The organism is Duganella radicis, assembly GCF_009720825.1.
In the GTDB taxonomy this organism is placed as follows: Bacteria; Pseudomonadota; Gammaproteobacteria; order Burkholderiales; family Burkholderiaceae_D; genus Rugamonas; species Rugamonas radicis.
The window spans coordinates 62,354-83,970 of sequence record NZ_WNKY01000015.1 but is presented as its reverse complement, the minus strand read 5'-3'; the positions used below and the strand labels follow the sequence as shown (position 1 = coordinate 83,970).

The 21,617-nt window shown below is 66.3% G+C and carries 16 protein-coding genes; 4 read left to right on the top strand and 12 right to left on the bottom strand.

Features of this window, described 5'->3' with window-relative positions:
- Window positions 1-97: 97 nt before the first annotated feature.
- Window positions 98-1,651, bottom strand: a complete 1,554-nt coding sequence (locus tag GM676_RS15415) for a DUF3300 domain-containing protein (protein ID WP_155464538.1) — start codon at window positions 1,649-1,651, stop codon at window positions 98-100.
- Between the two features lie 186 nt (window positions 1,652-1,837).
- Between GM676_RS15415 and GM676_RS15410 the strand changes: the two genes are divergently transcribed.
- A complete protein-coding gene (locus tag GM676_RS15410; RefSeq protein WP_155464537.1) occupies window positions 1,838-3,385 on the top strand; it encodes a glycoside hydrolase family 43 protein in 1,548 nt (515 codons plus the stop codon).
- On the opposite strand, the gene GM676_RS15405 is transcribed toward GM676_RS15410, so the two are convergent.
- Both GM676_RS15405 and GM676_RS15400 read right to left on the bottom strand, forming a co-directional pair.
- Window positions 3,379-4,944, bottom strand: a complete 1,566-nt coding sequence (locus GM676_RS15405) for a glycoside hydrolase family 28 protein (RefSeq protein WP_155464536.1) — start codon at window positions 4,942-4,944, stop codon at window positions 3,379-3,381. The genes GM676_RS15410 and GM676_RS15405 overlap by 7 nt on opposite strands.
- Window positions 4,941-8,000 carry a TonB-dependent receptor domain-containing protein gene (locus tag GM676_RS15400; protein ID WP_155464535.1) on the bottom strand — a complete coding sequence of 1,020 codons (3,060 nt, stop codon included), beginning with the start codon at window positions 7,998-8,000 and terminating at the stop codon, window positions 4,941-4,943. Before GM676_RS15400 ends, GM676_RS15405 begins: the two co-directional genes overlap by 4 nt.
- Before the next feature lie 206 nt (window positions 8,001-8,206).
- Between GM676_RS15400 and GM676_RS15395 the strand changes: the two genes are divergently transcribed.
- Both GM676_RS15395 and GM676_RS15390 read left to right on the top strand, forming a co-directional pair.
- Window positions 8,207-10,315, top strand: a complete 2,109-nt coding sequence (locus tag GM676_RS15395) for a hypothetical protein (RefSeq protein WP_211923238.1) — start codon at window positions 8,207-8,209, stop codon at window positions 10,313-10,315.
- Between the two features lie 8 nt (window positions 10,316-10,323).
- Window positions 10,324-12,153: a glycoside hydrolase family 28 protein gene (locus GM676_RS15390; RefSeq protein WP_229262709.1), complete on the top strand. Its 1,830-nt coding sequence runs from the start codon at window positions 10,324-10,326 to the stop codon at window positions 12,151-12,153.
- Window position 12,154: 1 nt separating this feature from the next.
- Here the strand turns inward: GM676_RS15390 and GM676_RS15385 are convergent, their stop codons facing one another.
- From GM676_RS15385 to GM676_RS15355, 7 genes are read right to left on the bottom strand one after another with little or no spacing between them, the layout of a single operon-like run.
- Entirely contained in the window at window positions 12,155-13,165 is a 1,011-nt protein-coding gene (locus tag GM676_RS15385) for an alpha/beta fold hydrolase (RefSeq protein WP_155464533.1), read from the bottom strand.
- A complete protein-coding gene (gene bufB, locus GM676_RS15380) occupies window positions 13,132-14,004 on the bottom strand; it encodes an MNIO family bufferin maturase (RefSeq protein WP_155464532.1) in 873 nt (290 codons plus the stop codon). The genes GM676_RS15385 and bufB overlap by 34 nt, the downstream gene beginning before the upstream one ends.
- A gap of 13 nt (window positions 14,005-14,017) precedes the next feature.
- Window positions 14,018-14,305, bottom strand: a complete 288-nt coding sequence (bufA2, locus tag GM676_RS15375) for a BufA2 family periplasmic bufferin-type metallophore (RefSeq protein WP_155464531.1) — start codon at window positions 14,303-14,305, stop codon at window positions 14,018-14,020.
- Window positions 14,306-14,339: 34 nt separating this feature from the next.
- Window positions 14,340-15,119 carry an alpha/beta fold hydrolase gene (locus GM676_RS15370; protein WP_155464530.1) on the bottom strand — a complete coding sequence of 260 codons (780 nt, stop codon included), beginning with the start codon at window positions 15,117-15,119 and terminating at the stop codon, window positions 14,340-14,342.
- Complete coding sequence (locus GM676_RS15365) at window positions 15,116-15,598, bottom strand: DoxX family protein (protein WP_155464529.1); 483 nt, start codon at window positions 15,596-15,598, stop codon at window positions 15,116-15,118. The genes GM676_RS15370 and GM676_RS15365 overlap by 4 nt, the downstream gene beginning before the upstream one ends.
- A gap of 15 nt (window positions 15,599-15,613) precedes the next feature.
- A complete protein-coding gene (locus GM676_RS15360) occupies window positions 15,614-16,366 on the bottom strand; it encodes an HvfC/BufC N-terminal domain-containing protein (protein WP_155464528.1) in 753 nt (250 codons plus the stop codon).
- 7 nt (window positions 16,367-16,373) lie between these two features.
- Window positions 16,374-16,658, bottom strand: coding sequence for a BufA1 family periplasmic bufferin-type metallophore (locus GM676_RS15355; protein WP_155464527.1), 285 nt, complete (start codon window positions 16,656-16,658; stop codon window positions 16,374-16,376).
- Between the two features lie 172 nt (window positions 16,659-16,830).
- On the opposite strand from GM676_RS15355, the gene GM676_RS15350 reads away from it, so the two are divergent.
- A complete protein-coding gene (locus tag GM676_RS15350; RefSeq protein WP_155464526.1) occupies window positions 16,831-17,493 on the top strand; it encodes a response regulator in 663 nt (220 codons plus the stop codon).
- Here GM676_RS15350 and GM676_RS15345 read toward each other — a convergent pair.
- Window positions 17,490-20,531 (bottom strand): sensor histidine kinase, encoded by a 3,042-nt coding sequence (locus GM676_RS15345; RefSeq protein ID WP_155464525.1) that lies wholly within the window; start codon window positions 20,529-20,531, stop codon window positions 17,490-17,492. The two genes, GM676_RS15350 and GM676_RS15345, sit on opposite strands and share 4 nt — an antisense overlap.
- Window positions 20,532-20,597: 66 nt before the next feature.
- Entirely contained in the window at window positions 20,598-21,617 is a 1,020-nt protein-coding gene (rtcA, locus tag GM676_RS15340) for an RNA 3'-terminal phosphate cyclase (protein WP_155464524.1), read from the bottom strand.

Sequence of the window (21,617 nt, the reverse complement as noted above, 5' to 3'; positions counted from 1 at the left end):
GTCACACCGCGCGGGCCTTGGCCAACTTGCGATAGCCGGCGCATCGAGGAGACAAGTCAGTTAGCGGGTGTTCTGGCCACGCGGCGTCTCAGGTGTTTTAACTGTGATGCTCCTGAGTATCGCGCTTGTCGTGATGGTGGTTGTTTTCCTCATGTTTCTCCACGTGCGGCTTCACAGGCGCCGGCTTTGCGGGTTGAGGGTGGGGGCGCTCGTTGTGCATGGCTAGCATTTCCTGGCGTGGCGCTTGGGGATGTGCCCGTTCGGGAATGTTGATGTCGTGGTTGGGCATTGGGGCGTGTGGGACGGGTGGCATGTGCACGGCGGCGCTGCTGTGCTCCTGAGCTTGCGCCATTGCCTGGACAGGCGGATGCTCGATCCGCGTTTCCTCGTGCATGGGTTTGTTCGCCACGGGCGGCGGCATGCTCACCCGGGGCGCTTCCTGCGCCACACGCGGCGGCTGGCGCAGCTCGTGCTGCGTGATCGGCGACGGGGTCCGCGGGGCGTGCAGGTCCATCGCCGCTGGTGGCGGGCGTGAACCAGGCACGGTATCGCGCGCGGTGAAGTGCGGCACGGTCATTACCCCGGCCGCTTGCTGCGCCGGGCGCGGTGGCGGCGGATTGTTGGTGACAATGTTCTGCGTGCGGTTGATGACGTTGTTGGTTCGGTAGTTGTTATTGGTCACGTTAATATTGTTGACGTGATTTACCACGGTGACGGATTTGGATATATACGTCGAGTTGTTGTACACCACGGCAGGACGCTGCCAGCCGCCGTTATAGCCGGGATGAGGCGCGCCCCAGTTGACGCCCCACGCGTTCCATCCCCAATCATGGTGATGGCTCACCGCCGCACCGACCAGCACACCCACCCCAAACGACAGCACGCCGGTCGTGATCACGGCCTCGCTGTCATAGGCTGGCTGGCGATACACCCAGCCCGGATACACCGGCACCGGCGCGCCATACACCACCGCAGGGTTGTAGTGAGGGACGTAGACCACATCCGGCTCGGCCGGCTCGATGACGATGGTTTGCGGTGGCGGCGGTATCACCGCCGGCCCCGAGTACGCCACCGGTTCCGAAGGGGATGACGTGACGTAGGCCGGCGGCGACTCGCGCACCGTGGTGGAAACCCGCAACTGCGGCGAGCTTTGCAGGTTGCCGGCCTGCTGGGCGCGCAGGCGCAGGGTCTGGATGGCGTTCATCACGTCGGTCGGATCGTTCACATAGGCTTCGCCCAGCGCCCGGGTCCATTGCATATTGCTGGCCATCTGGTTCAACACGGTGGGGAAAGTGGTCAGCGACTTGACGCTGACATCCCATGGCTGACCGTTTTCCGCGTTTTGCAATGCGTCGCTTTTCAGGGCGGGATTCTGCGCCAGCCACTGGTTGGCTGCGGCAATCTGCTCTGGATAAGTGGCGCCCGCCAGCACCTGCCCCACCAGCTTGTCTGGAAACAGGGCGATCGGCGCCACCATTTGCGACAGCTGTTCCGCCGTCGGCGGCGTATAGGGGGCAACAGGCTGGGCAGGCGTCGTCGCCGCGCTTTGCGGTGGCGCATCGGCAAGCTTGTTGCATCCGGCCAGAGTAAGCAGGCTCAGCATCAATGCCGAGCACACGGTGGTTCCAAGATGTTTCGTTTGATCACCCATGGTTGATATCCTTCCGCGCTAACGTATGGGCGCAGATTAACAATCCACAGCGGATCAAGCTGTTACTTGTTGTAACGTGCGCGGCCCCACCCGTCATTGCTCACGCAAGACTTCAATCACAATGTTGATTGCCTTGGCGCTAGCGCTCATGGTCTACTGTTCAGCTCTTGAACGGTGGAGATGACGATGCGGAAATTGGTGGTGGCGTTGTTGTTGGTTTGCGCTGGTAGCTGCGCGGCGGCGGAGTACACCAATCCTGTCATTTACGCGGATTATTCCGATCCGGATGCGATTCGTGTCGGCAACGATTACTACATGGTGGCATCCAGTTTCCATTTTTCACCGGGCATTCCGGTTCTGACGTCGAAGGATCTGGTGCACTGGAAGATTGCCGGTCACGTGCTGCCCAGGCTGGGCTTTCATCCTTCCTACGATATGCAGCCGCCGTTTCCGTTGACGGATGCGGTCTCCAAGCCGGTGGGTGATGGCTTGCGCTACGCCGGTGGTGTGTGGGCGCCTTCGATCCGCTTTCATGACCATCGCTTTTACGTTTATTGGGCGACCCCGGGTGAGGGCATCTTCATGAGCTCCACCACGGACCCTGCGGGCGCTTGGACGGAGCCGGTGATGGTGCTGGCCGGTGCGGGCTATGAAGATCCTTGTCCGTTCTGGGACGATGACGGCAAGGCCTATCTGATTCACTCCAGGGTTGGCGCAGGGCCTGGCATCCTGCACGCGATGAGCCCGGATGGTAAGACGGTGTATGACGGCGGCAAGACCATCATTGAAGACAAGGTGAATTTGCCTATCTTCGAAGGGCCCAAGGTTTACAAGCGCAACGGCTACTACTACATCTTCGCGCCGATCGGCGGTGTGGAGACGGGACCGCAAGCGGTGCTGCGCTCGCGCAGCATTGATGGCCCGTACGAGACGCATCTCGCGCTCAAGCCGGGCAATGGCCTCAAGGGGCCGCATCAGGGCGGTTATGTGGAGACGCCTTCCGGCCAAGGCTGGTTCATTCACTTCAACAGCACCGGCGCGTTCGGGCGTATCGCGCATTTGCAGCCGGTGGTGTGGAAGGATGACTGGCCGATCATGGGCGACGATACGGTGCCGGTGTTGAAGCATGAGGCGCCGGATACGGCGGAGAAATCGCCGGGCTATCGCTTGCAGGATAGCGATGAGTTTTCTTCGCCTCAGCTGGGCTTGCAATGGTCGTGGAATCACAATCCGGACAATGCGCGCTGGAGTCTCAGCAAGCGTCCCGGTTTCATGCGCATTGAGGCCAGCAAGTCGGCGTATCTGGTTGGCGCACGCAATACCTTGACGCAGATTTTGCAAGGCCCGCAGTCGGAGATCACGACGCGCATGGAGTTGGGCGGGATGGCCGATACGCAGCGCGCCGGCCTGAGTTTGTTTGGCGTGAAGGTGCCTTGGGTCGGCGTGGTGCGGGAGGCGGGGGTGAACTATGTCACGTATTCCAATGCGGGCGAGGAGACACGCATCGGCAAGATCGGGACGGGCGCGGTGGTGTTGCGCGCTCAGGTGAAGGAGGATCAGACGGTGCAGTTCTCCTATGCGCTCAATGAAAAAGGGCCGTACACGAATGTCGGCCCGGTCACGCAGCTGGCGAAATTTTCATGGTGGAAGGGGAGCCGGCCTGCCGTCTTCACTTACGTGAAAGGCGATCAGGCCGGCTATATCGACGTGGACTGGTTCCGCGTTGCTCACTGATGGCAGGCGTCGGCCAGAATTTCTGGTCGTGCGTCCTTGCCGTTGACGCGGAAGCGCACACGTTGCAAGGTCAGGTGCTTGATGTGGCGCGCCCACAGGCCGTAGGCCGGCATCACCGTCGAGAACATGTGCGGATCGGGATACTCGGCATGCGCCTCCGGCACATCGACTGCCACAGCGGCCGGAGCGGTTGCCGCGGCCATGGTCAGACTGACGTCGCGCAGCAGCACATGTTCGATATCCGCTTCCGGGATGCCGGTGAAGAAGGAGCCGCGCATGCCGTTGTCACCGCCGCTGATGCGGTCGTAGACGATGTGGCGCAGCATGCCCGGCCCCGGACGTTGCTGCTCCGGCCGCACGCGGCCACGATCGCCCAGTCGCAGGAATAGCGGGCTCTCGGCGCGCACGATGCGCGCATCATGCACCAGCACGCGCTCCAGTGTGCCGCCATCGACGATTTCCCATGAGATGCCGCCATCGGCCTTGCGGCGGTTGATGGCGCGCATGGTGCTGGATGGCCCGCCCAGCGTCACGTTTCGCACCAGCACGTTGCGGAAGTCGCCCTGCGAATCGGTGCCGAATTTGAGCGCGTTGCAGGTGCTGTAGAACTCGCAGTTCTCGATCAGGATGTTTTCCGCCAGCCGCTGCCCTGCGCCCTTGAAACACATTGCATCGTCCTGCGCGTTGATGAAGCTGTTGCGCACGATAACGCGGCGGCAGCTGTCGATGTCCAGACCGTCGTTGTTGTGGTTGGCCTGGTTTTCAACGTGGATGCCATCGATCAGCAGGTCGTCGCAGTTGAGGTAGTTCTGCATCCAGCATGGCGAGTCCTTGAGATGGATGTCGCGGATTACCACTTGCTTGCAGTCGATGATGCGGATGATGAAGGGGCGGCCCGGTGTGGCGCCGACGGTTTCCTCGCCGGGGAAGTTGTCCTTGGTGCCGCGTCCGTCGATCAGGCCTTTGCCGCCGATGCCGATGCGCTCGCAGCCTTCGGCAAAGATCAGCGACTGGTTCATGCCCATGTTGCTGTCCTGGACCGTGGGGCGCCGGGCGCGATGCTCGGGGTAGTCTTGCAGGTTGGTGCTGGCCAGCAGGCGCGCGCCGGCCGCCACCTCCAGCATGACGCCGGAGCGCAGCACGATGGTGCCGCTCAGGTAGTCGCCTTTCGACAGCCGCACGGTGCCGCCACCAGCGGCCGCGCAGGCGTCCACCGCGCGCTGGATGGCGGCGGTGGCGAGGCCGCTTGTGTCGTCCGCCAGTCCGTGCTGCTCCGGCGTGAACACACGCGCCGGAACCGGCCACGGCTTGAGGGTTTGCGTCAGCTGCTGCGCCATCGCATCCAGCTCGCGCCGCAGGACGTCGGCCCACGCCACCCCGGCGGTGCAAGCACCGGCGTCGCCGGCGGCCGCCGCGCCTGCGCCGCCGGCCGCGTTGGCCGAGGCAGGGTCAGCGGATGCCGCGATCGCGCGACCCGTCGCCGGCACGTTCCAGCCGGCCAGCAGGCCGGCGCCCAATGCCAGCGTCAGGCGCCGGCGTTGCAGATGGTGGCCGTTCACAGCTTGACGTTCAGGCTGAAGAACAGATTGCGGCCCAGCGGGTCGTAGGTGGCGGCGATGGTGTTGTTCGCCGGCAGTTGCGACGAGCCCAGCACTGGCGGATCTTTATCCAGCACGTTGCGGATGCCCGCCGTCACGCTGACCGACTTGGTGAAGTCGTAGCCCGCCGTCAGATCCAGGTAGGTGTAGCCCTTGATCTTCGGATTGGTCAGCGAATCCAGCGCCGGCGGCGTGCCGCCCGAGGTCGATGGCAGCACATAGGTATCCACCGTTACCGCGCCGATGTAGCGTGCGCGCGCCGACAACATCAGCTTGCCCGAGTTCATGGTCAGGCGCGCCGTGCCTTTCCACTTCGGCACCGGCTGGCCGCAGGTCTGGCCGAAGCTGCCCACGCACTGGTTGGTGATGTTCGGCAGGTCCTGGATCGGCGTGAAAGTCAGCTCCTTCACATAGGTCCAGTTGGTGTCGATGTTCCAGCGCGTGTCGGCGCCCATCAGGCCCCAGCTGGTGCGGAAGCCGTAGTGGCCGGCGATGTCGTAGCCCTCGGTCTTGATGCCGCCGATGTTGGCCGCCGTGGTCATCACGTAGGTCGGTGCGGTGATCTGGCCGGTGATCGGGTCGCGGTTGATGGCCTTGCAGTACACGCTGTTGGCGTTCTGGATGGTGTTGTAGCACAGGTTCAGCACCGACTGGATGCCGCCGCCGCCCAGCGTCGAGATCGCGTCGTCCAGCGTGATCTTGTAGTAGTCCAGGCTCATTTGCAGGCCGGGCACCGCTTTCGGCGCGAACACGGCGCCCACCGTGGTGGTGTGCGAGGTTTCCGCTTTCAGGTTCGGATTGCCGCCGACGATCTGGGTCAGGAAGTTGGTCGGCTGTACCGATGGATCGAACACCAGGTTGGCCGGCACCCCGGTCGCCACGCACACCGCGCGCACGGCGGCGGTCTGCTGCGCGGTGGGCTGGCGGCTGGAGCATGGGTCGGTGGCGGTCGGGCCGTTGGTGCCCTGGCCGCCGAACAGTTCGCCCACGTTCGGGGCGCGGATTGATTTCTGTTTCTGCGCGCGGAAGGTCAGGCTGTCCACCGGCGTCCACTCGGTGCCGACCGAGTTGGTCCACACCGTGCCCACCGATTCCACGTCATAGTCGGAACGGCGGAAGGCGCCGCTCAGGCTCAGGTTTTTGGCGAATGGCTTGTCGGACAGCAGCGGCACGCGCGCTTCGCCAAAGATTTCCTTCACGGTCGATTCGCCCTGGGTGGCGCGCGCCGCGTTCCAGCCCGACACGTCGCCCGACGACAGATAGGCGTCCGGCGAGTAGCGGCTGTAGGCATGGCGGCGCTCCACGCCGGTGGAGAAGTCAACCGGGCCGGATGGCAGTTCCAGCAGACGGCCGGTCAGGTTGGCCGCCAGGCCTTGCTGCTCGGCGGTGATGGCCGAGTTGGAGGCGATCGACACCGCGCTGGCCGCCGCCGCCGAAATGTTCTGGCCGAACGGATTCAGCACGGGCGCCGCGCCGCCCTGCGACAGGAGGGCGTTCTGGTAGCGGCTCAGCGAGATCGAGCCGGTCTGGAATTGCGATTCCGTGGTGCGGCTGTTGGTGTAGTACATGTCGTACTTGAGGTCGGTGAGGTAGTTCTCCGACACGTCGTTCAGCTTGCCCTTCAGGCCCAGCGCGATGCGGAAGGTCGAATGGTCGGTGGCGGCAAAGCGGGTGCCGATGTCGGTGAAGCGGCGGTTCAGGTTGAGGATGGCCAGGCCGTCGCCCGGCGTGGTGCTCAGCGTCTGCGAACCGTTGGTCACGCGGGTGGTGCCGCTTTCCTTCAGGTCCAGCTGGCGCAGCACTTCCTGCATCTGCGGGCTGAGGTAAGGATTGTTGGTGTTGACCAGGAAGTTGGCGCCGGCGCCGGCCGGGGCGATCTGCACATTGGCGGTGTTGTTGCTGAAGTGGATCTCGGTGTAGCCGGTGGCGTATTCGTTGAAGTCATAGTGGGCGAAGGCGTTCGCCACCCAGCGCTTCTGCGGCGTGACCACGTAGGACAGCGGGCCGAGGTCATAGGCGTCGGCCGTGGTGTAGGGGCGCACCGCCTTGCCGGTGGCATCGAAGATGGCGCCCAGCGAGGTCATGTTCTGCAAGCCGGCCGCCGCCATGGCCGCGTCCAGCGCGGCGTTGGAGCCGGACGAGCCGTACAGCGGCAGGTTGCCGATGCGGCCGGTCGGCACGGTGGAGGAGCCGCTGTACACCAGGCCGGGACGGCCGCCGGCCGACAGGCAGGTCTGGCCGGACGGCACCGCCAGCGGCGTGCCGGGACCGGTGGCCGACCACGAGGCGGCCGTCACGCAGCCATCGCCCAGCGAGGGCAGGGAGTAGCCGCCGAGGTCGCCACGGGTCATGCCCTGGCGGTCCTGGAAGTTGACCGACAGGACGGCGTTGCCCTTCTTGTTGTCGAAGTTGCCGCCGACGGTGAGGTCGATGCTCTTGGTGGGCGTGCGGGTCGGCTGGTCCCAGTTGCCCTGCACATTGATTTCCGCGCCCTCGTAATTGTCGCGCAGGATGAAGTTGACCACGCCGGAGATGGCGTCCGAGCCGTACACGGCGGACGAGCCGCCGGTCACGGTTTCAATCCGTTTCACCAGCGCGGTGGGGATGGTGTTGATGTCGGTGGTGAAGTCCGGGCCGGTGATGGCGTAGCGGCGGCCGTTGACCAGCACCAGGTTGCGCGTCGGGCCGAGGTTGCGCAGGTTCAGGGTCGAGGTGCCGGAGGGCTGGCCGGCCTGCACGGTGTTGGCGGTCGGGCTGTTCAGCTGGTTGGCGGTGAATTGCGGCGTATCGTTGAGCAGGTTTTCCAGATTCTGCGTGCCGGATACCTTCAGCTCGGTGGAGTCGACCACGGTCACTGGCGTCGGCGCCAGGAAGCCGCGGTTGGCCAGGCGCGAGCCGGTGATCACCACCTGGTTGTCTTCCGGTTTGGGCGGCGCCGCCGCCTGCTCCTGCGCGCTGGCCACGCCGGCCACCAGCAGAAGAACGGCATTGGTTATCGCGGTTTTTTTCGTTCTCATTGTATTGTCTCCTCTTGGATTTTGTGACCGCCAGGCGGTTCAACCGATAGTAGGAAACTGCGGGGAACAGCGTCAATCCGAATTCGGTCATCCATTTGACTAATTCGGTTATAGTCATCAAGTTGATTGTTTTGGCCCCGGAACTGTTGCATTTGGTGGGTATGATCGCCGTTCATGAGCTTTTGATGAGCGATAGGGAGACAAATATGAGGCGCGTCACGGCGCTGGCATTGATACTGATAAGCAGCGCGGCGCTGGCCGGTACCGCTCCCATCGACCGTAAGTCGCTGGTCGAACGGCACAATCCCCAGCTGAACGGGATCGATCCGTGGGCGCCGCTGAGCGTCGGCAACGGCCAGTTTTGCTTCACGGCCGACGTGACCGGGCTGCAAACCTTCCCCGAGCATTACGGCCGCCAGGGCATCGCGCTGGAGACGCAGGCGCGCTGGTCCTGGCATGAAGATCCGAACCCGAACGGCTACAAGCTGGCCGACGCCAACCGCGATTACACGGCGCATGGCCAGACGGTGGGCTATCCCACCATCATGGACGGCCCGGCGGCGACCTGGCTGCGCACCAATCCGCATGTCTGGCCGCTGGGACAGCTCAGCCTGCGGCGCGGCGACGGTTCGGCGCTGGCGCTGGCCGACATCCGCGACATCGACCAGAAGCTGGACATGTGGAAGGGTGTGCTGACCAGCCGCTACACCATCGACGGCCAGCCGGTCAGCGTGATCACGGCGGTGAGCCCGCAGCGGGACACGCTGGCGGTGCGCATCCAGTCGCCGCTGCTGGCCAGCGGCAAGCTGAAGGTGCAGCTGGCGCTGCCGCGCGGCTACGACATGAGCGTGAAATACAATCCGCCGCTGGACTGGAGCCAGCCGGCATCGCACATTACTCGCATCACGGCGCGGGGCGCGCATGTGCTGGCGCTGGAACACCGGCGCGATACCGCACGCTACGCGGCGGCCGTGCAGTCCGCGCAGGCGATGAGCGTGTCGCAGTCGGCGCCGCATACCTTCCGGCTGGCGCCCAGGCATGGCGCGGCGCTGGACTTTACACTGTCCTATGCGGCGGCCAGCCTGGGCGCGGCGCCCGATGCCGCGCAAGTCATCGCGCACAGCGCCGCGCACTGGCAAGCGTTCTGGCGCAGCGGCGCGGCGATCGATTTCACCGGCAGCACCGATCCGCGCGCGGCCGAGCTGGAACGGCGCGTGGTGCTGTCGCAATACCTGACCGCGATCCAGTTCGGCGGCGACTTCCCACCGCAGGAAAGCGGCCTCACCACCACCACCTGGTACGGCAAGAACCACACCGAAATGATCTGGTGGCACACCGCGCACTTCGCGCTGTGGGGCCGTCCGCAATATCTGGAGAATGCGCTGCGCTGGTATCGGATGACCTTGCCGGTGGCGCGCCAGATCGCCGCCGGGCGCGGCCTGAAAGGCGCGCGCTGGCCGAAGATGACCAGCCCGCAGGGACGCGAAAGCCCGGGCGGTAATCCGCTGATCGCTTGGAACCAGCCGCATGTGATTCATCTTGCCGAGCTGCTGTATCGCAGCGAGCCGACGCCGCAAACGCTGGAGCGCTACCGCGAGCTGGTGTTTGCCACCGCCGACGCCATGGCATCCATGCTGCACTGGGACGGCCAGCGTTATGTGCTGGGACCACCGTTGTGGATCGCGCAGGAAATTTACGATCCAGCCACCAGCATGAATCCCGGCTACGAGCTGAGCTACTGGGCCACCGGCCTGGCACTGGCGCAGCAATGGCGCGCGCGTCTTGGTTTGCCGCCGGATGCGGACTGGGAAAAGAAACTTCATCAACTGTCGGCCCTGCCGCAAAAGGACGGCAAGTACGTGGCGCTGGAATCCATGCCCGATACCTGGGACAATCCGGCCAGCCGGCATGACCATCCATCGTTCCTGATGTCGCTGGGGCAGTTGCCGGGCGCCGGCGTGGACCGCGCTGTCATGCGCCGCACACTGGATGCGGTGCTATCCGACTGGGACTTCAAGACCAAGATCTGGGGCTGGGATTATCCAATGATCGCCATGACCGCCGCCCGCCTGGACGCGCCGCAGCAGGCGGTGGACGTGCTGCTCAAGAACGACGGCCCCAACAACGCCTACACGGCGGCGGGGCATAATCCGAACACCGACCTTCCGGTCTACCTGCCCGGCAACAGCAGCTTGCTGGCGGCGGTCGCCATGATGGCCGGTGGCTGGGACGGCGCGCCGCGGCGCGCCACGCCCGGTTTCCCGCAGGACGGCCGCTGGGTGGTGCGGGCCGAAGGTTTTCAACCCTTGCCATGAGGAGCGCAATGCGTGAACCAGTTCTTAATCCACGTCGTCGTGAGGTCATGCGCGTGGGGGCGGGCGTGATGGCCGGCGCCGGCCTGCCGCTGGGTGTGACCGCGGCTGTGGCGGCCGTGCTCGATCCGTGGGCGGAGGCGGAGGCCATCGTGGCGCGCTGTTCTCGCCCGCTCACGTTCCGGCCGCAGGACTTTGCGATCACCGCGTATGGCGCGCAGCCGTGCCAGACCGGGCAGGTCGACGGCTTTGTGGCGTACCAGAAGCAGGGCATGGTCAGCGCGCCGCTGAGCGGTTCGCCGGACTGCTACCCCGCCATTAAGGCGGCCATCGAGGCCTGTCACGCGGCGGGTGGCGGCAGGGTGGTGATCCCGGCCGGGAACTGGCTCAGTTGCGGACCGATGGTGCTGCGTTCCAATGTGCACGTGCATCTGGCGGCCGGCGCGCATCTCTACTTCAACAACAACCCGCTCGATTATGCCCGCGATGGCGATATCGATTGCGGGCCGAACGGCAAGCTGGTGATCTCGCGCTGGCAGAGCAACGATTGCCTCAACTATTCGCCCATGGTGTACGCCTACGGTCAGGACAACATCGCCCTGACCGGTGAAGCGGGCAGTGTGCTGGACGGCATGGGCGGCGTGCCGTTCAAGGACAGCAAGGATTGCTGGTGGGGCTGGACCGGCCGCAAGCCGGCCGATGCGCCTGCCGGCGATCATCAGGGCGAGATCAATCCGCGCAATCCGGCCACCTTGGACCAGTTGGCGCCGTCCTTGTCGCCGGCGCTGCGGCGGCAGATCGAGGGCGGGCGCGCGGCATGGCGCTCGGACCATTACTTTCTGCCGGCGTTGTCCGAAGCCGGCGTGCCGGTGGCCCGGCGCGTGTTCGGCATCGGCCACTTCCTGCGGCCATGCATGATCCAGCTGATCGGTTGCAGCAATGTGCTGCTGGAAGGCTATCAGGTGCAGGGCGCGCCGTTCTGGCTGCATCATCCGGTCAACTGCCGCAACGTCCGCTTCCGCAATGTGCAGATGAACAGCCTCGGCCCCAACAGCGACGGCTTCGATCCCGATGGCTGCGACCATGTGCTGATCGAAGGCTGCACCTTTAACACCGGCGACGATTGCATCGCCATCAAATCCGGCAAGAATCTCGACACGCAATTTGGCCCCAGCCGCAACATCGTGATCCAGGATTGCGTGATGAACAGCGGCCACGGCGGCGTGACGCTGGGCAGCGAGATGGCGGCCGGCATCGAGAACATCTACGTGCGGAACATCGAGTTCCGCAACCTCCACTGGGCCGGCAATCCGTTGTGGACGGCGATCCGTTTGAAAACCAATATGAATCGCGGCGGCTACCTGCGCCACTTTTACGCCCGCGACCTCGCGCTGCCGAACGGTGTGAAGACCGCGCCCATGTTCAGCAAGCGCCTGCCGGACGCCGAGGTGGCGCCGGATACCGCGTCGTCCGGCGGTGGCGCGGTGATTGTTTTCGATTGCGACTATGCGCCGCAGGATGATGTGATGCGCATCCGCCCGCCACAGGTATCGGACGTGCACATCAGCGGCATCCGCGCTGGCAATGTGCAGGTCGGCAGCACGCTGCATTCGTGCTACCAGGCCTTTGTGTTGCTGGGGCCGCTGGCCTCCAGCTACAACGGCGAGGGCAAGCCGGCCATCCTGCCGATCACCAACGTCAGCATCAGCGACAGCGATTTCGGCGAGCCGTTCAATAGTCACCAGCCCTGGTTCATCCACAACATCAAGGGCCTGAAGCTGGCGAATGTGACGATTTCCGGCAAGCGCTACAACCTTGAACTGTCGGCCACGCCACGGTAAATCAGGTGCGCCACCTGCCCTTGCGCGCCAGTTCCAGCACGGCGTCGGCAAATGCCCGCGGCGCTTCCTGCGGCGGATTGTGGCCGATCCCGGCCAGTTGACGGTGCTGGCGCGGGCCGCTGAATCTGGCGGCCGAGGCGGTGCCGTCGGTAGCCTTGATCACGCCGTCGGCCGCACCGTCGATGGTGATGGCGGGCGAGGAGATCCTCGGCAGCGTGGCGAGGAACGCTTCGGTCTCTTCGTAGTCCGGGTAACCGGGCGCATGGCCGAGGCGATGGCGGTAGGAGTGCAGCACCACCTCCACGTAATCCGGATTGTCCCAGGCTTGCGCCGAGCGCTTGAAGGTGGGCTCGTCAAAATGCCAGGTGGGCGAGTTCCCCTTCCACATGAGGTGGCCGATATCCTTGCGGTTGGCGCTCAGACCGGCGCGGCCGCGTTCGGTCAGGAAGTAGAACTGATACCAGAAGCCCGCCTCCACCGGGGCCGGCGCCGGCAGATTGGCCTTGCTGATGTCCTGGATCAGATAGCTGTTGACCGAGACCAGGCCGACGCAGCGGCTGGGCTTGAGCGCGGCCGCCACGCAGGCGGCGCGGCCGCCCCAGTCATAGCCGGCCAGCACCGCCTCCGGGATGTGCAGCGCGTCCATCAGGTCGATCAGGTCCTGGCCGATGGCGGCTTGCTGGCCGGCGCGCGGCGTGGCGTCGTCGAGGAAGCGGGTGCTGCCGTGGCCGCGCAGGTGCGGCACGATCACGCGGTAGCCCTGCCTGGCCAGTATCGGCGCGACCTCGGCGTAACTATGGATATCGTAAGGGAAGCCGTGCAGCAGAATGATGGGATGGCCATTCTCCGGCCCGGCTTCGTAATAGCCGACATCCAGCACGCCGGCCTCGACCTGTTTGGTCGGCATGACGGCCAGCGCCTTGGGTGCGGCCAGCGCCAGGTTATCGAACGACAGGCTGGCGGCGCCGGCGGCGGCGTTCAGCAGGAAACGGCGGCGGTTAAATTCGTGCATGGTGGTTCCTCGTGAATGCGGATTGTCGGCGCCGACGCCGAACTCAGGCGGCGGGCGATGTCGAGTTCGCGCAGCAGCTCGGGCAGGGGCGGGATGTCGGCGTCGCGCTCGATCATGGTGGCGACCGGACCGGCAAGGGTCATGATGTGCGCATACAGCGCCCAGACCGAGGCGCAGACGTCGCGGTCGTGGGTGTCGATCAGCACCTCGCCCGGCGTGTGGCCGGCCAGGTGGATCTGGCGCACGTGCTGGAACGGCAGGCCGCGCACGTACTCCTCCACGGCATAGCCGTGGTTGATCGAGCTGACGTACATGTTGTTCACGTCCAGCAGCAGCCGGCAGCCGGTGCGCTGGCACATGGCGCTCAGGAATTCCCACTCGCTCATCTCGGCCGGTTCGAAGTGCAGGTAGCTGGAGGGATTTTCAAACAGCATGGCGCGTCCCAGCGCTTCCTGGGCGCGGTCGATATTGTGGCAGACGGTGTCCAGCGCCTCCCGCGTGTACGGCATCGGCAGCAGGTCGTGCGCGTTGAAGCCGCCGTAACGCGACCAGCTCAGGTGGTCGGAGACGAACAGCGGTTCGATCTCGTCGGCCAGCGCGCGCAGCCGCCGCAGGTAGTCGGTGCGCAAGCCGTCGGCCGAACCGATCGACATCGATACGCCATGCAGGGCCACCGGGTGGCGCGCGCGGATCTGGCGCAGGATGTGGCGCGGCTGACCGCCGGCCACCATGAAGTTTTCGGAAATAACTTCAACGAAATCGACCGCGACCTGGCCGTCGAGAAAATCGGCATAGTGTTCCTTGCGCAGGCCCAGGCCGAAACCGGAAAAAGTCTTCATGGCGGCCTCGGGATTACTTCTTCTTCGGCTCGGTCAGGGTGCCGCCGGCGGCCAGGCATTCGCTCTTGGTCTTGACCAGCACGCCTTCGCCCTTGCAGTTGTTGAGGCCCTTGCAATCGTTCTTGGCGGTGGCGCACAGGCTGGTGCCCTTGCAGGTGTTGATGCCGTAGCAGCGGCCTTTCGGCTCCGGCGCGGCCGGCTTATCGGCGGCGTCGGCGTGGACGGCGGCGGTCAGCGTGCCCATGGCGAGCAGCATGGCGGCGGCGGCGCGGGCGGAACGGGAAGCGGGGTTGTGGTTCATGGTGATCTCCTTGGTGGTGGTGTGGCGAAAAAAATCAGCGGGCGTTGGCGGCGTCGTCGATGACCTTGGCCACCTGGTCCGGCTGCGAGATATAGGCCAGGTGGCTGGCCTTGACTTCGGTCACCTTGGCGCCGGCGCGCTGGTACATCCAGCGCTGCAAGTCCGGGCTCAGGGCGCGGTCCTCGGTGGACAGGATGGCGTAGCTCGGCTTGTGATGCCAGGCGGCGGCCCAGATCTGGGTGTTGAAGGTGGCTACCGTGGCCGGCACTTGCGAGATGGCCATGTAATTGGTGCGGTTCTCCGGCAGGTCGGCGCCGACATCGTCGTGGAACCTGGCCGGGTCGACAAACAGGTGGCCGTCCTGGGTCGGCCGCACGCTGTTGCTGGGCGCGGGTTTGGAGCCGATCACCTGCGCCAGGCTTTCGCCCACGTCCGGCAGCAGGGCCGAGACGTAGACCAGCGCCTTGACCTTGGCACGCTCGCCGGCGGCCGAGATCACCGCGCCGCCCGAGCTGTGGCCGACCAGCACCACCGGGCCGACCTGCTGGTCGAGGATTTCGCGGGTGGCGGCGACGTCGTCGTCCAGGCTGGTGTGCGGCTGGGCCGCCACCGTGACCTTGTAGCCTTTCTGGGTCAGGATGTCGTGGATCACGCGCCAGCCGGAGCCGTCCACGAAGGAGCCGCTGACGATGACGATGTTCTTGACCGGCTCGGTAGCGGCGTGCGCGGCCGGTATGGTCGTCATGGCCGATATGGCCGATATGGCCGATGCGGCCAGCGCCATGGCGGTGGCCAGGGGGCGGATTGCTTTCATTGCGATTCTCCAGTTCGGTTGGGGGAAGAAAAACGGCGCCACAGCAGATGGTCCAGCGACCAGGCGCCACCGCCGCGCGCGATCAGCGGCAGCAGCAGGCCGGCCCAGCTCAGGTGGGTGGGCCAGGCGTCCGGGTAGACAAAGATTTCAATCACGGCCGTCATGCAGAACATGCCGGCGGCGGCCGGGCGCGTGGCCAGTCCCAGCGCCAGCAGCAGCGGCAGGATGTGCTCGGCGGCGGTGGCCAGCTGCGCGGCGATTTCCGGCGGCAGCAGCGGCAGCGCGTACTCGCTGCGGAACAGCTCGTAGGTGGAGGGCTTGATGGTCATGAAGCCCTCCACCTTGGTGCGGCCGGACAGGAAGAACACGGCGCCGATGCCGAGGCGTGCGGTCAGCAGCAGCAGCTCGTCCGGCAGCAGGCGGCGCAGCCAGGCGGCGGGACGCGGCGCGGCGGCGTCCCGGAGGTGTAGCGTAGTCATAGGGTTCCTTGTTGATCAGGTCGACACCACGTCGATGCCGGTGATGAGTTCGGCGTCCAGCCATTGCGCCAGCAGCGTGCCGGCCAGCGCGACGCCATCCTGCTCGCCGCGTCGCGCCACCAGCCAGTCGCACAACGCGGCAAAGCTGCCGTCGCGCCGCAGTTGCAGCAGGGCTGCGTATTCCAGCGCGTCGGCCTGGCGCAGCAGCGCGGTGTGGCCGCGCCGCCAGACGACGTAGCCGGCCGCCGCCGCCAGCATTTCGCCCGCCGGCGGCGGCAGCCGCTGCCACAGCGCGCTCCAGATGGCTTCGGCGTTGGTGGTGGCCTGGCGCAGTTGCAGCGACGGTGACAACCGCAGCAGCGCGCACTCCCAGTCCAGTGCCGCCAGGCCTGCCCGCGTGACGGGCGCGGCGTCGGCCGCCACGAAGGCGGTGTTCAGCGCGTGCTCGATCCACGCCAGCTCGTGCAGGTCCGGATGCGACGGATAGGCTTGCGCCAGCGTGGCGTGGAAACCGTCGGCATAGGCGTCCAGCGTCCAGCCGTGCGGCGGATGGGCGTCGATGTGGCGCACCGCCGCGCCGAGGAAGGCGTCCTCGCCCATCCAGCCGCGCAGCAGCGGGTAGGAATGTTCGAGGCAGCCCACCAGCTGGCTGCGGTAATTGTTCTGGTACACCGCCAGCCGCGCCTCCGGTCCGAGCCGCCGGGCCAGCGGGGCGGTCGGCGCCACCAGCCAGTTGCTGAAATCGCGTTGCAGGTGCGCGAGCTTCATGGCGTGCTTAGCGCGGGGTCAGCGAGCCGAAGCCTTTGGGCGTCTTGATCTTGGTGCAGGTGCCCTTGTCGACCAGCACCCAGGCATTGCCCTGGTAGTCGGTCTTGGAGGTGCCGGCGCAGGTGGTGCCGGCGCCGGCGGCGCAATCGTTCTGGCCGGCCTTGGATACGCCGTAGCATTTCTCGGTCGGCTTTTTTTGCTCGGCGGGCTTGGCGGCGTCGGCGGCGTGGGCGGCGCCGGCCAGGGCGGTCAGCGACAGGGCCAGGGTGGCGGCCAGGGTGGCGTGTTTCATGGTGTGCTCCTCGTTGCGGGTTAAAGGGATGACAACGAGGGACAGTGTAGGAGAAGCGCAATCGTGCCGAATCATCAAATATTGATAGGAAAGCATCGTCCGATCGGGTAGGTGAGGGTAAACGTTTTTTATGGCAAAGTAGAGGTTTTCCGCTCCACCGAAAGGCCTGCCCATGACGCCCGAACCGATTACCGTGATGATGGTCGACGACCATCCGATCTTTCTGGAAGGTGTGGCCAGCGCGCTGGAAGCCGTGCCGCGCGTCCGCCTGGTGGGCCAGGCCGGCAGCGGCGCCGAGGCGGTGGCGCTGCACCGCCGCCTGCGGCCCGACGTCACGCTGATGGACCTGCAACTGCCGGACATGCATGGCAGCGAGGCCATCGCCGCCATCCGCGCCGAGGCGCCGGAGGCGCGCGTGATCGTGCTGACCACCTACGAGGGCGATGTGCACGCGGCGCAAGCGATCCGCGCCGGCGCCGCCGGCTACATGCTGAAAAGCGCGGTGCGCCATGAACTGGAGGAGACCATCGTCAGCGTGCACGGCGGCCGCCGCCGCATCCTGCCGTCGGTGGCGTGCGCCTTGGCCGAACAGATGTACATGGATGCGCTGAGCCCGCGCGAAGTCGAGGTGCTGCGGCTGGCGGCGGTGGGCAACACCAATCTGAAGATCGGCGAGCAGCTGGGCCTGTCGGAAGGCACCATCAAGACCCACATGAAAAACGTGCTGGCCAAGATGCAGGCCAAGGACCGCACCCATGCCGTGCTGCTGGGCATACAGCGCGGCATCATCGGCATGGGCGCGGGCGGCCGCCTGCCGCCCGGCCTGCGTCTTTAAGCGCGGCGCAGGCGGCCGAAGCAGGCCGCCACACGGCGCCGCCACGAGGGCCGGCTGTTGCGGTCGTAGGCGCGCGCGGCTGGAATGCTGAGCTGGAGTTCCAGTCCGTGCGGCGTCGCCGCTTGCAGCAGCAGCGTGCCATGCAGGGCGGCGGCGCGCTCGCGCATGCCCACCAGTCCCCAATGACCGTCGCGATGGCCGTTGCGCAGCACGTCCTCGCCCAGGCCCCTGCCGTTGTCGCGCACCGCCAGCGCGAAGGCATGCTGGGCGAAGTCGAGCTCCATCGCGATGCGGCTGGCGCCGGCGTGGCGGCAGGCGTTGAGCAGGGCTTCGGCGCCGATGTGGTACACCTCTTCCCATGCCAGCGGATCGAGCCGGCGGCGCAGGCCGCGCGCGCTGAACGCGATCGCCTGCCGGTGCTCGGCCTGCATCCGCTCCACCAGGCGCCTGAAGGCCAGCTCGATATCGCCGCCATGCACATTGGCCAGGCGCAGGCCCATCACGGCATTGCGGCCTTCGACGATCACGCCGTCGGCGTCGAACAGCAGGGTTTCCAGCTGGCGCTGGGCGCTGCTGCCGGGCGGCAGGGACTGCTTGAGCGCGCTAAAGCGCAGCACCAGCGCCTGCACGCTTTGCAGCAGACTGTCGTGCAGGGCGCGGGCGATGCGTTCGCGCTCCAGCAGGCGCGCGCCCAGCAAGGCGTTGAGACGGCGCACCAGCTGGCGCAGGCGCATCAGGTACAGGCCGTAAGCGAGGGCGGCGGCCGCGCCGGCGCACAGCAGGTAGAACCAGGCGGTCTGGGTGAAGGCGGGCGTGACCGTGAACACCAGGCTGGCGCCGGTGTCGTTCCACACGCCGTCGTTGTTGGCGGCCTTGACGCTGAAGCGGTAGCTGCCGGGACCGAGATTGGAATAGCTGACCTTGCGGCGCGTGCCGGCCAGTTGCCAGTCGCGGTCGACGCCGTCGAGCTTGTACCAGACCTGGGTGCGCTCCGGCATGCCAAGGCTGAGCGCGGCAAAGCCGATGTCCAGCCGCATCGGTTTTTCCGGCAGGCGCAGGCCGTCCTGCGACGCGTAGAGACGGCCATCGACGCTGAGCGGCCCGATCTGCACCGGCGGCGCCACGCGGTTGCGGTACATGCGCGTGGTGTCGAGCACGCCGATGCCCTCGGTGCTGGCGAACCAGATCTTGCCGGCCCGGTCGAGCGTGCCGTTGGCCACGGTGGAGAACATCATCGGCGCGCCGGGATAGCCGTCGGCGGCGTCGAGGATTTCCATGCGCAGCGGCCGGGCCGGATCGGCCATGCTGTCGCGCCAGTCGGCCGCCGCCACGCGTGCCATGCCCTGGCCGGTGTGCAGCCAGCGGTCGCCGTTGGGCATGACCACCACCCCGCTCACATAGTTCAGCACATCCGGATCGGCCGCGCGCAGGCGTTCGAAGCGGCCGTTGCGCAGCACGGCCATGCCCTCGCCGCCGGAAATCAGCACCTCCTGCTGGGTGTCGATCATTTGCAGCGGGCCGAGACTGCGGCCGTCGGCCATCGGGTACTGGCTGACCTTGCCGTCGAGGTAGCGCAGCACATTGCCGCTGCGGTAGCCGAGCCAGATGGCGCCGTCCGGACCGGCCCGCATCACGCGTTCCACCGGTGTGATGCCGAGCTCGGTGGCGCGCTGCCAGGCGCCGTCGCGGTAGCGGAACAGGCCGCAATTGCGCATCCCGGCCCAGATCGCGTCGCGGTCCTCGGCCAGCCGGTTGACGCGCAACTCGCGCACATTGGGGCAGGTGGACGGCATGGGCAGCACGGTCAGCTTGCCGTCGCGGCGGTATTCGATGCCGCGCGGCGTGGCGCTCAGGATGGCGCCGTCGCGCCCGGCCACCACGATGCCGAAGGCGCCGGGGTTGCGCGCCGGCGGCGGCGCGGCGGTGACGTCCCACAGGCCGTCCAGATGGTCGGCGGCGGCCCAGATGCGGCCCTGGCCGTCGGCGGCCAGGCTGAGCAGGGACACCCCTTCGGGCGGCACGATATTGCGGATGCGCTGATTGCGCCAGCGTTCCAGGCCGCTGAGCGACATCGCCCACAGATTGCCCTCGCGGTCTTCGAGCAAGCCGGTCAGCTGCGGGTGGCTGAGCTGCCAGGGCTGGTCCAGCCGTTCCGATGGCAGGTGCAGCGGATCGAAGCTGTCGGCGCGCGGCAGGTCTTGCCGGCGGATGCGGATGATGCCGTTGGGCGAACGCAGCACCCACAGATTGCCGTCGGCGTCGAACATGTCGCGGGTCTGGCGGAACAGGTGGCGCGTGGCCTCGCGCCGCGGCAGGGCGGGGCCGATCTGGCCGCTGGGCACGCGCACGATCAGCTCGCCCTTGCGGCGCCACATGGCGCCGTCCGGCGCAAAGAAGGCGCCCTCCTCGTCGCGGCGGCCGGTGGGCTGGAAGCGGCGCGCTTCGCGGTCCAGCTTGTACCATTCGCTGCTGACCAGCACCCACAGCTGGTTGTACTGGTCGAGCGTGGCTTCCTCGATGGTTTTCTGCGGCAGGCCCCAGCTGGCGTCGATATTGTGCCAGGCGCCCTTGCTGTAGCGGACCAGGCCGGAGCGAGTGCAGATCCAGATGGTGCCGTCGTCGTCTACCATGATGTCGTACACCGTGTCCACCTTGGAGGCGTTCCAGGCCGGCAGCGGCACGATGTCGCCGTGACGGATCAGATTGATGCCGCCGTCGAGGTGGCCGACCACCAGATCGCCGCCAAGGGTGGCAGTGAGGGTCGAGATGCGCGAGCTCAGCAGGGCGCGGCCGGATGGCGCGCGGAAGCGTTCGAAATGCAGGCCATCGAAGCGGTACAAGCCCTGCTCGGTGCCGACCCACAGCCAGCCGTCGGTGGTCTGGGCCATGGTGACGATGCTGACCGGGGCACCGTCCTTGCGGCGCCAGGTGTCGTGGTGATAATCGTTCAGGCTGACGCTCGGATCGAGCGCCCACGCCTGCGACCCGCAGGCCAGCACGCCCGCAGCAAGGCAAAGCCGGGTAATCAAACGGCGCATTGGTTGTTTAACTAACAGTATAGGTGAGCACTATCGATGGGAATCCCATCATAGCATTCACCGTGATCAGGCCGTCTTCAACTGGCAGAACACTTTGTCGGGCGATTGCCCGAAATGGAAACGCACCGGCAGGAAGTGGCTGATCACGTCGGCATTGGTCACCGCGTGCGAGGACAGCACGTTGGTGGTGAAGCTGCCGCCACCGGCCAGCGCCATCGGCAGCATCAGCTGGTCGGCCAGATGCTCGCCCACGGCCGCGCCGGACGCCAGGTAGGCGCGCGTTTCTTGCAGCACCTGTTTGGCCACCGTCTCCGCGCGCAGCGACTTCTCGCCGAAGCCGGTAAACACTTCGGTCACGTGTTCATGCTCCAGCGTCAGCAACAGGGCATTGCCCGGCCCCTGTTCACCCGGCAAGCCGCGATGCAGCAACTGTTCTTCCGTCCAGCCCATGCCGGCGCCGATGACCGCCAGCTCGCGCGTGGCGACATTGGCCGGCACGCCGGCGATAAAGCTCTCGGCATAACCATGCCGGCGCGCGCCGCGCTGCACCAGCTCGAACGGCCGTAGTTGCGGGCATGGCCGCACTGTGGCCAGCACTTCGCCGCCGCCGGCCGGGTAAAAGCCGAAGCGCTTGAGTTCGATATCGATTTCCGCCCCCATCTGTTGCAGCACACGGCCGTAGGCGCGTTGCAGCGATTGCACCGGCGGCGCCTTGGCGTTGTGGGTGCCGCCGCTGATCTTCACGGCTGACGGCTGGTCTGCCGCCAGCAGCGCCGGCAGCAGCGTTTGCAGCACCAGCGTGCAGCTGCCGGCGGTGCCGATGGCGAAGGCGTAATCGCCGCCGCGTATCGGTCCCGGCGCAAAGTCCAGCGTTTGCGAGCCGACCTGCGCGCCGCTGACATTGGCGCCGCATACCGCCGCCGAGGCCTGCACCGCGATCAGATGCTGCCGCATCAGGCCCGGTTTGGGCCGGTTGGCGCGGATATTCTTCATGCGGAACGGCTGGCCGGTGATCATGGACAGCGTCAGCGCGCTGCGCAGGACCTGGCCGCCGCCTTCGCCTTGTGCTCCATCGAGTTCGATCAT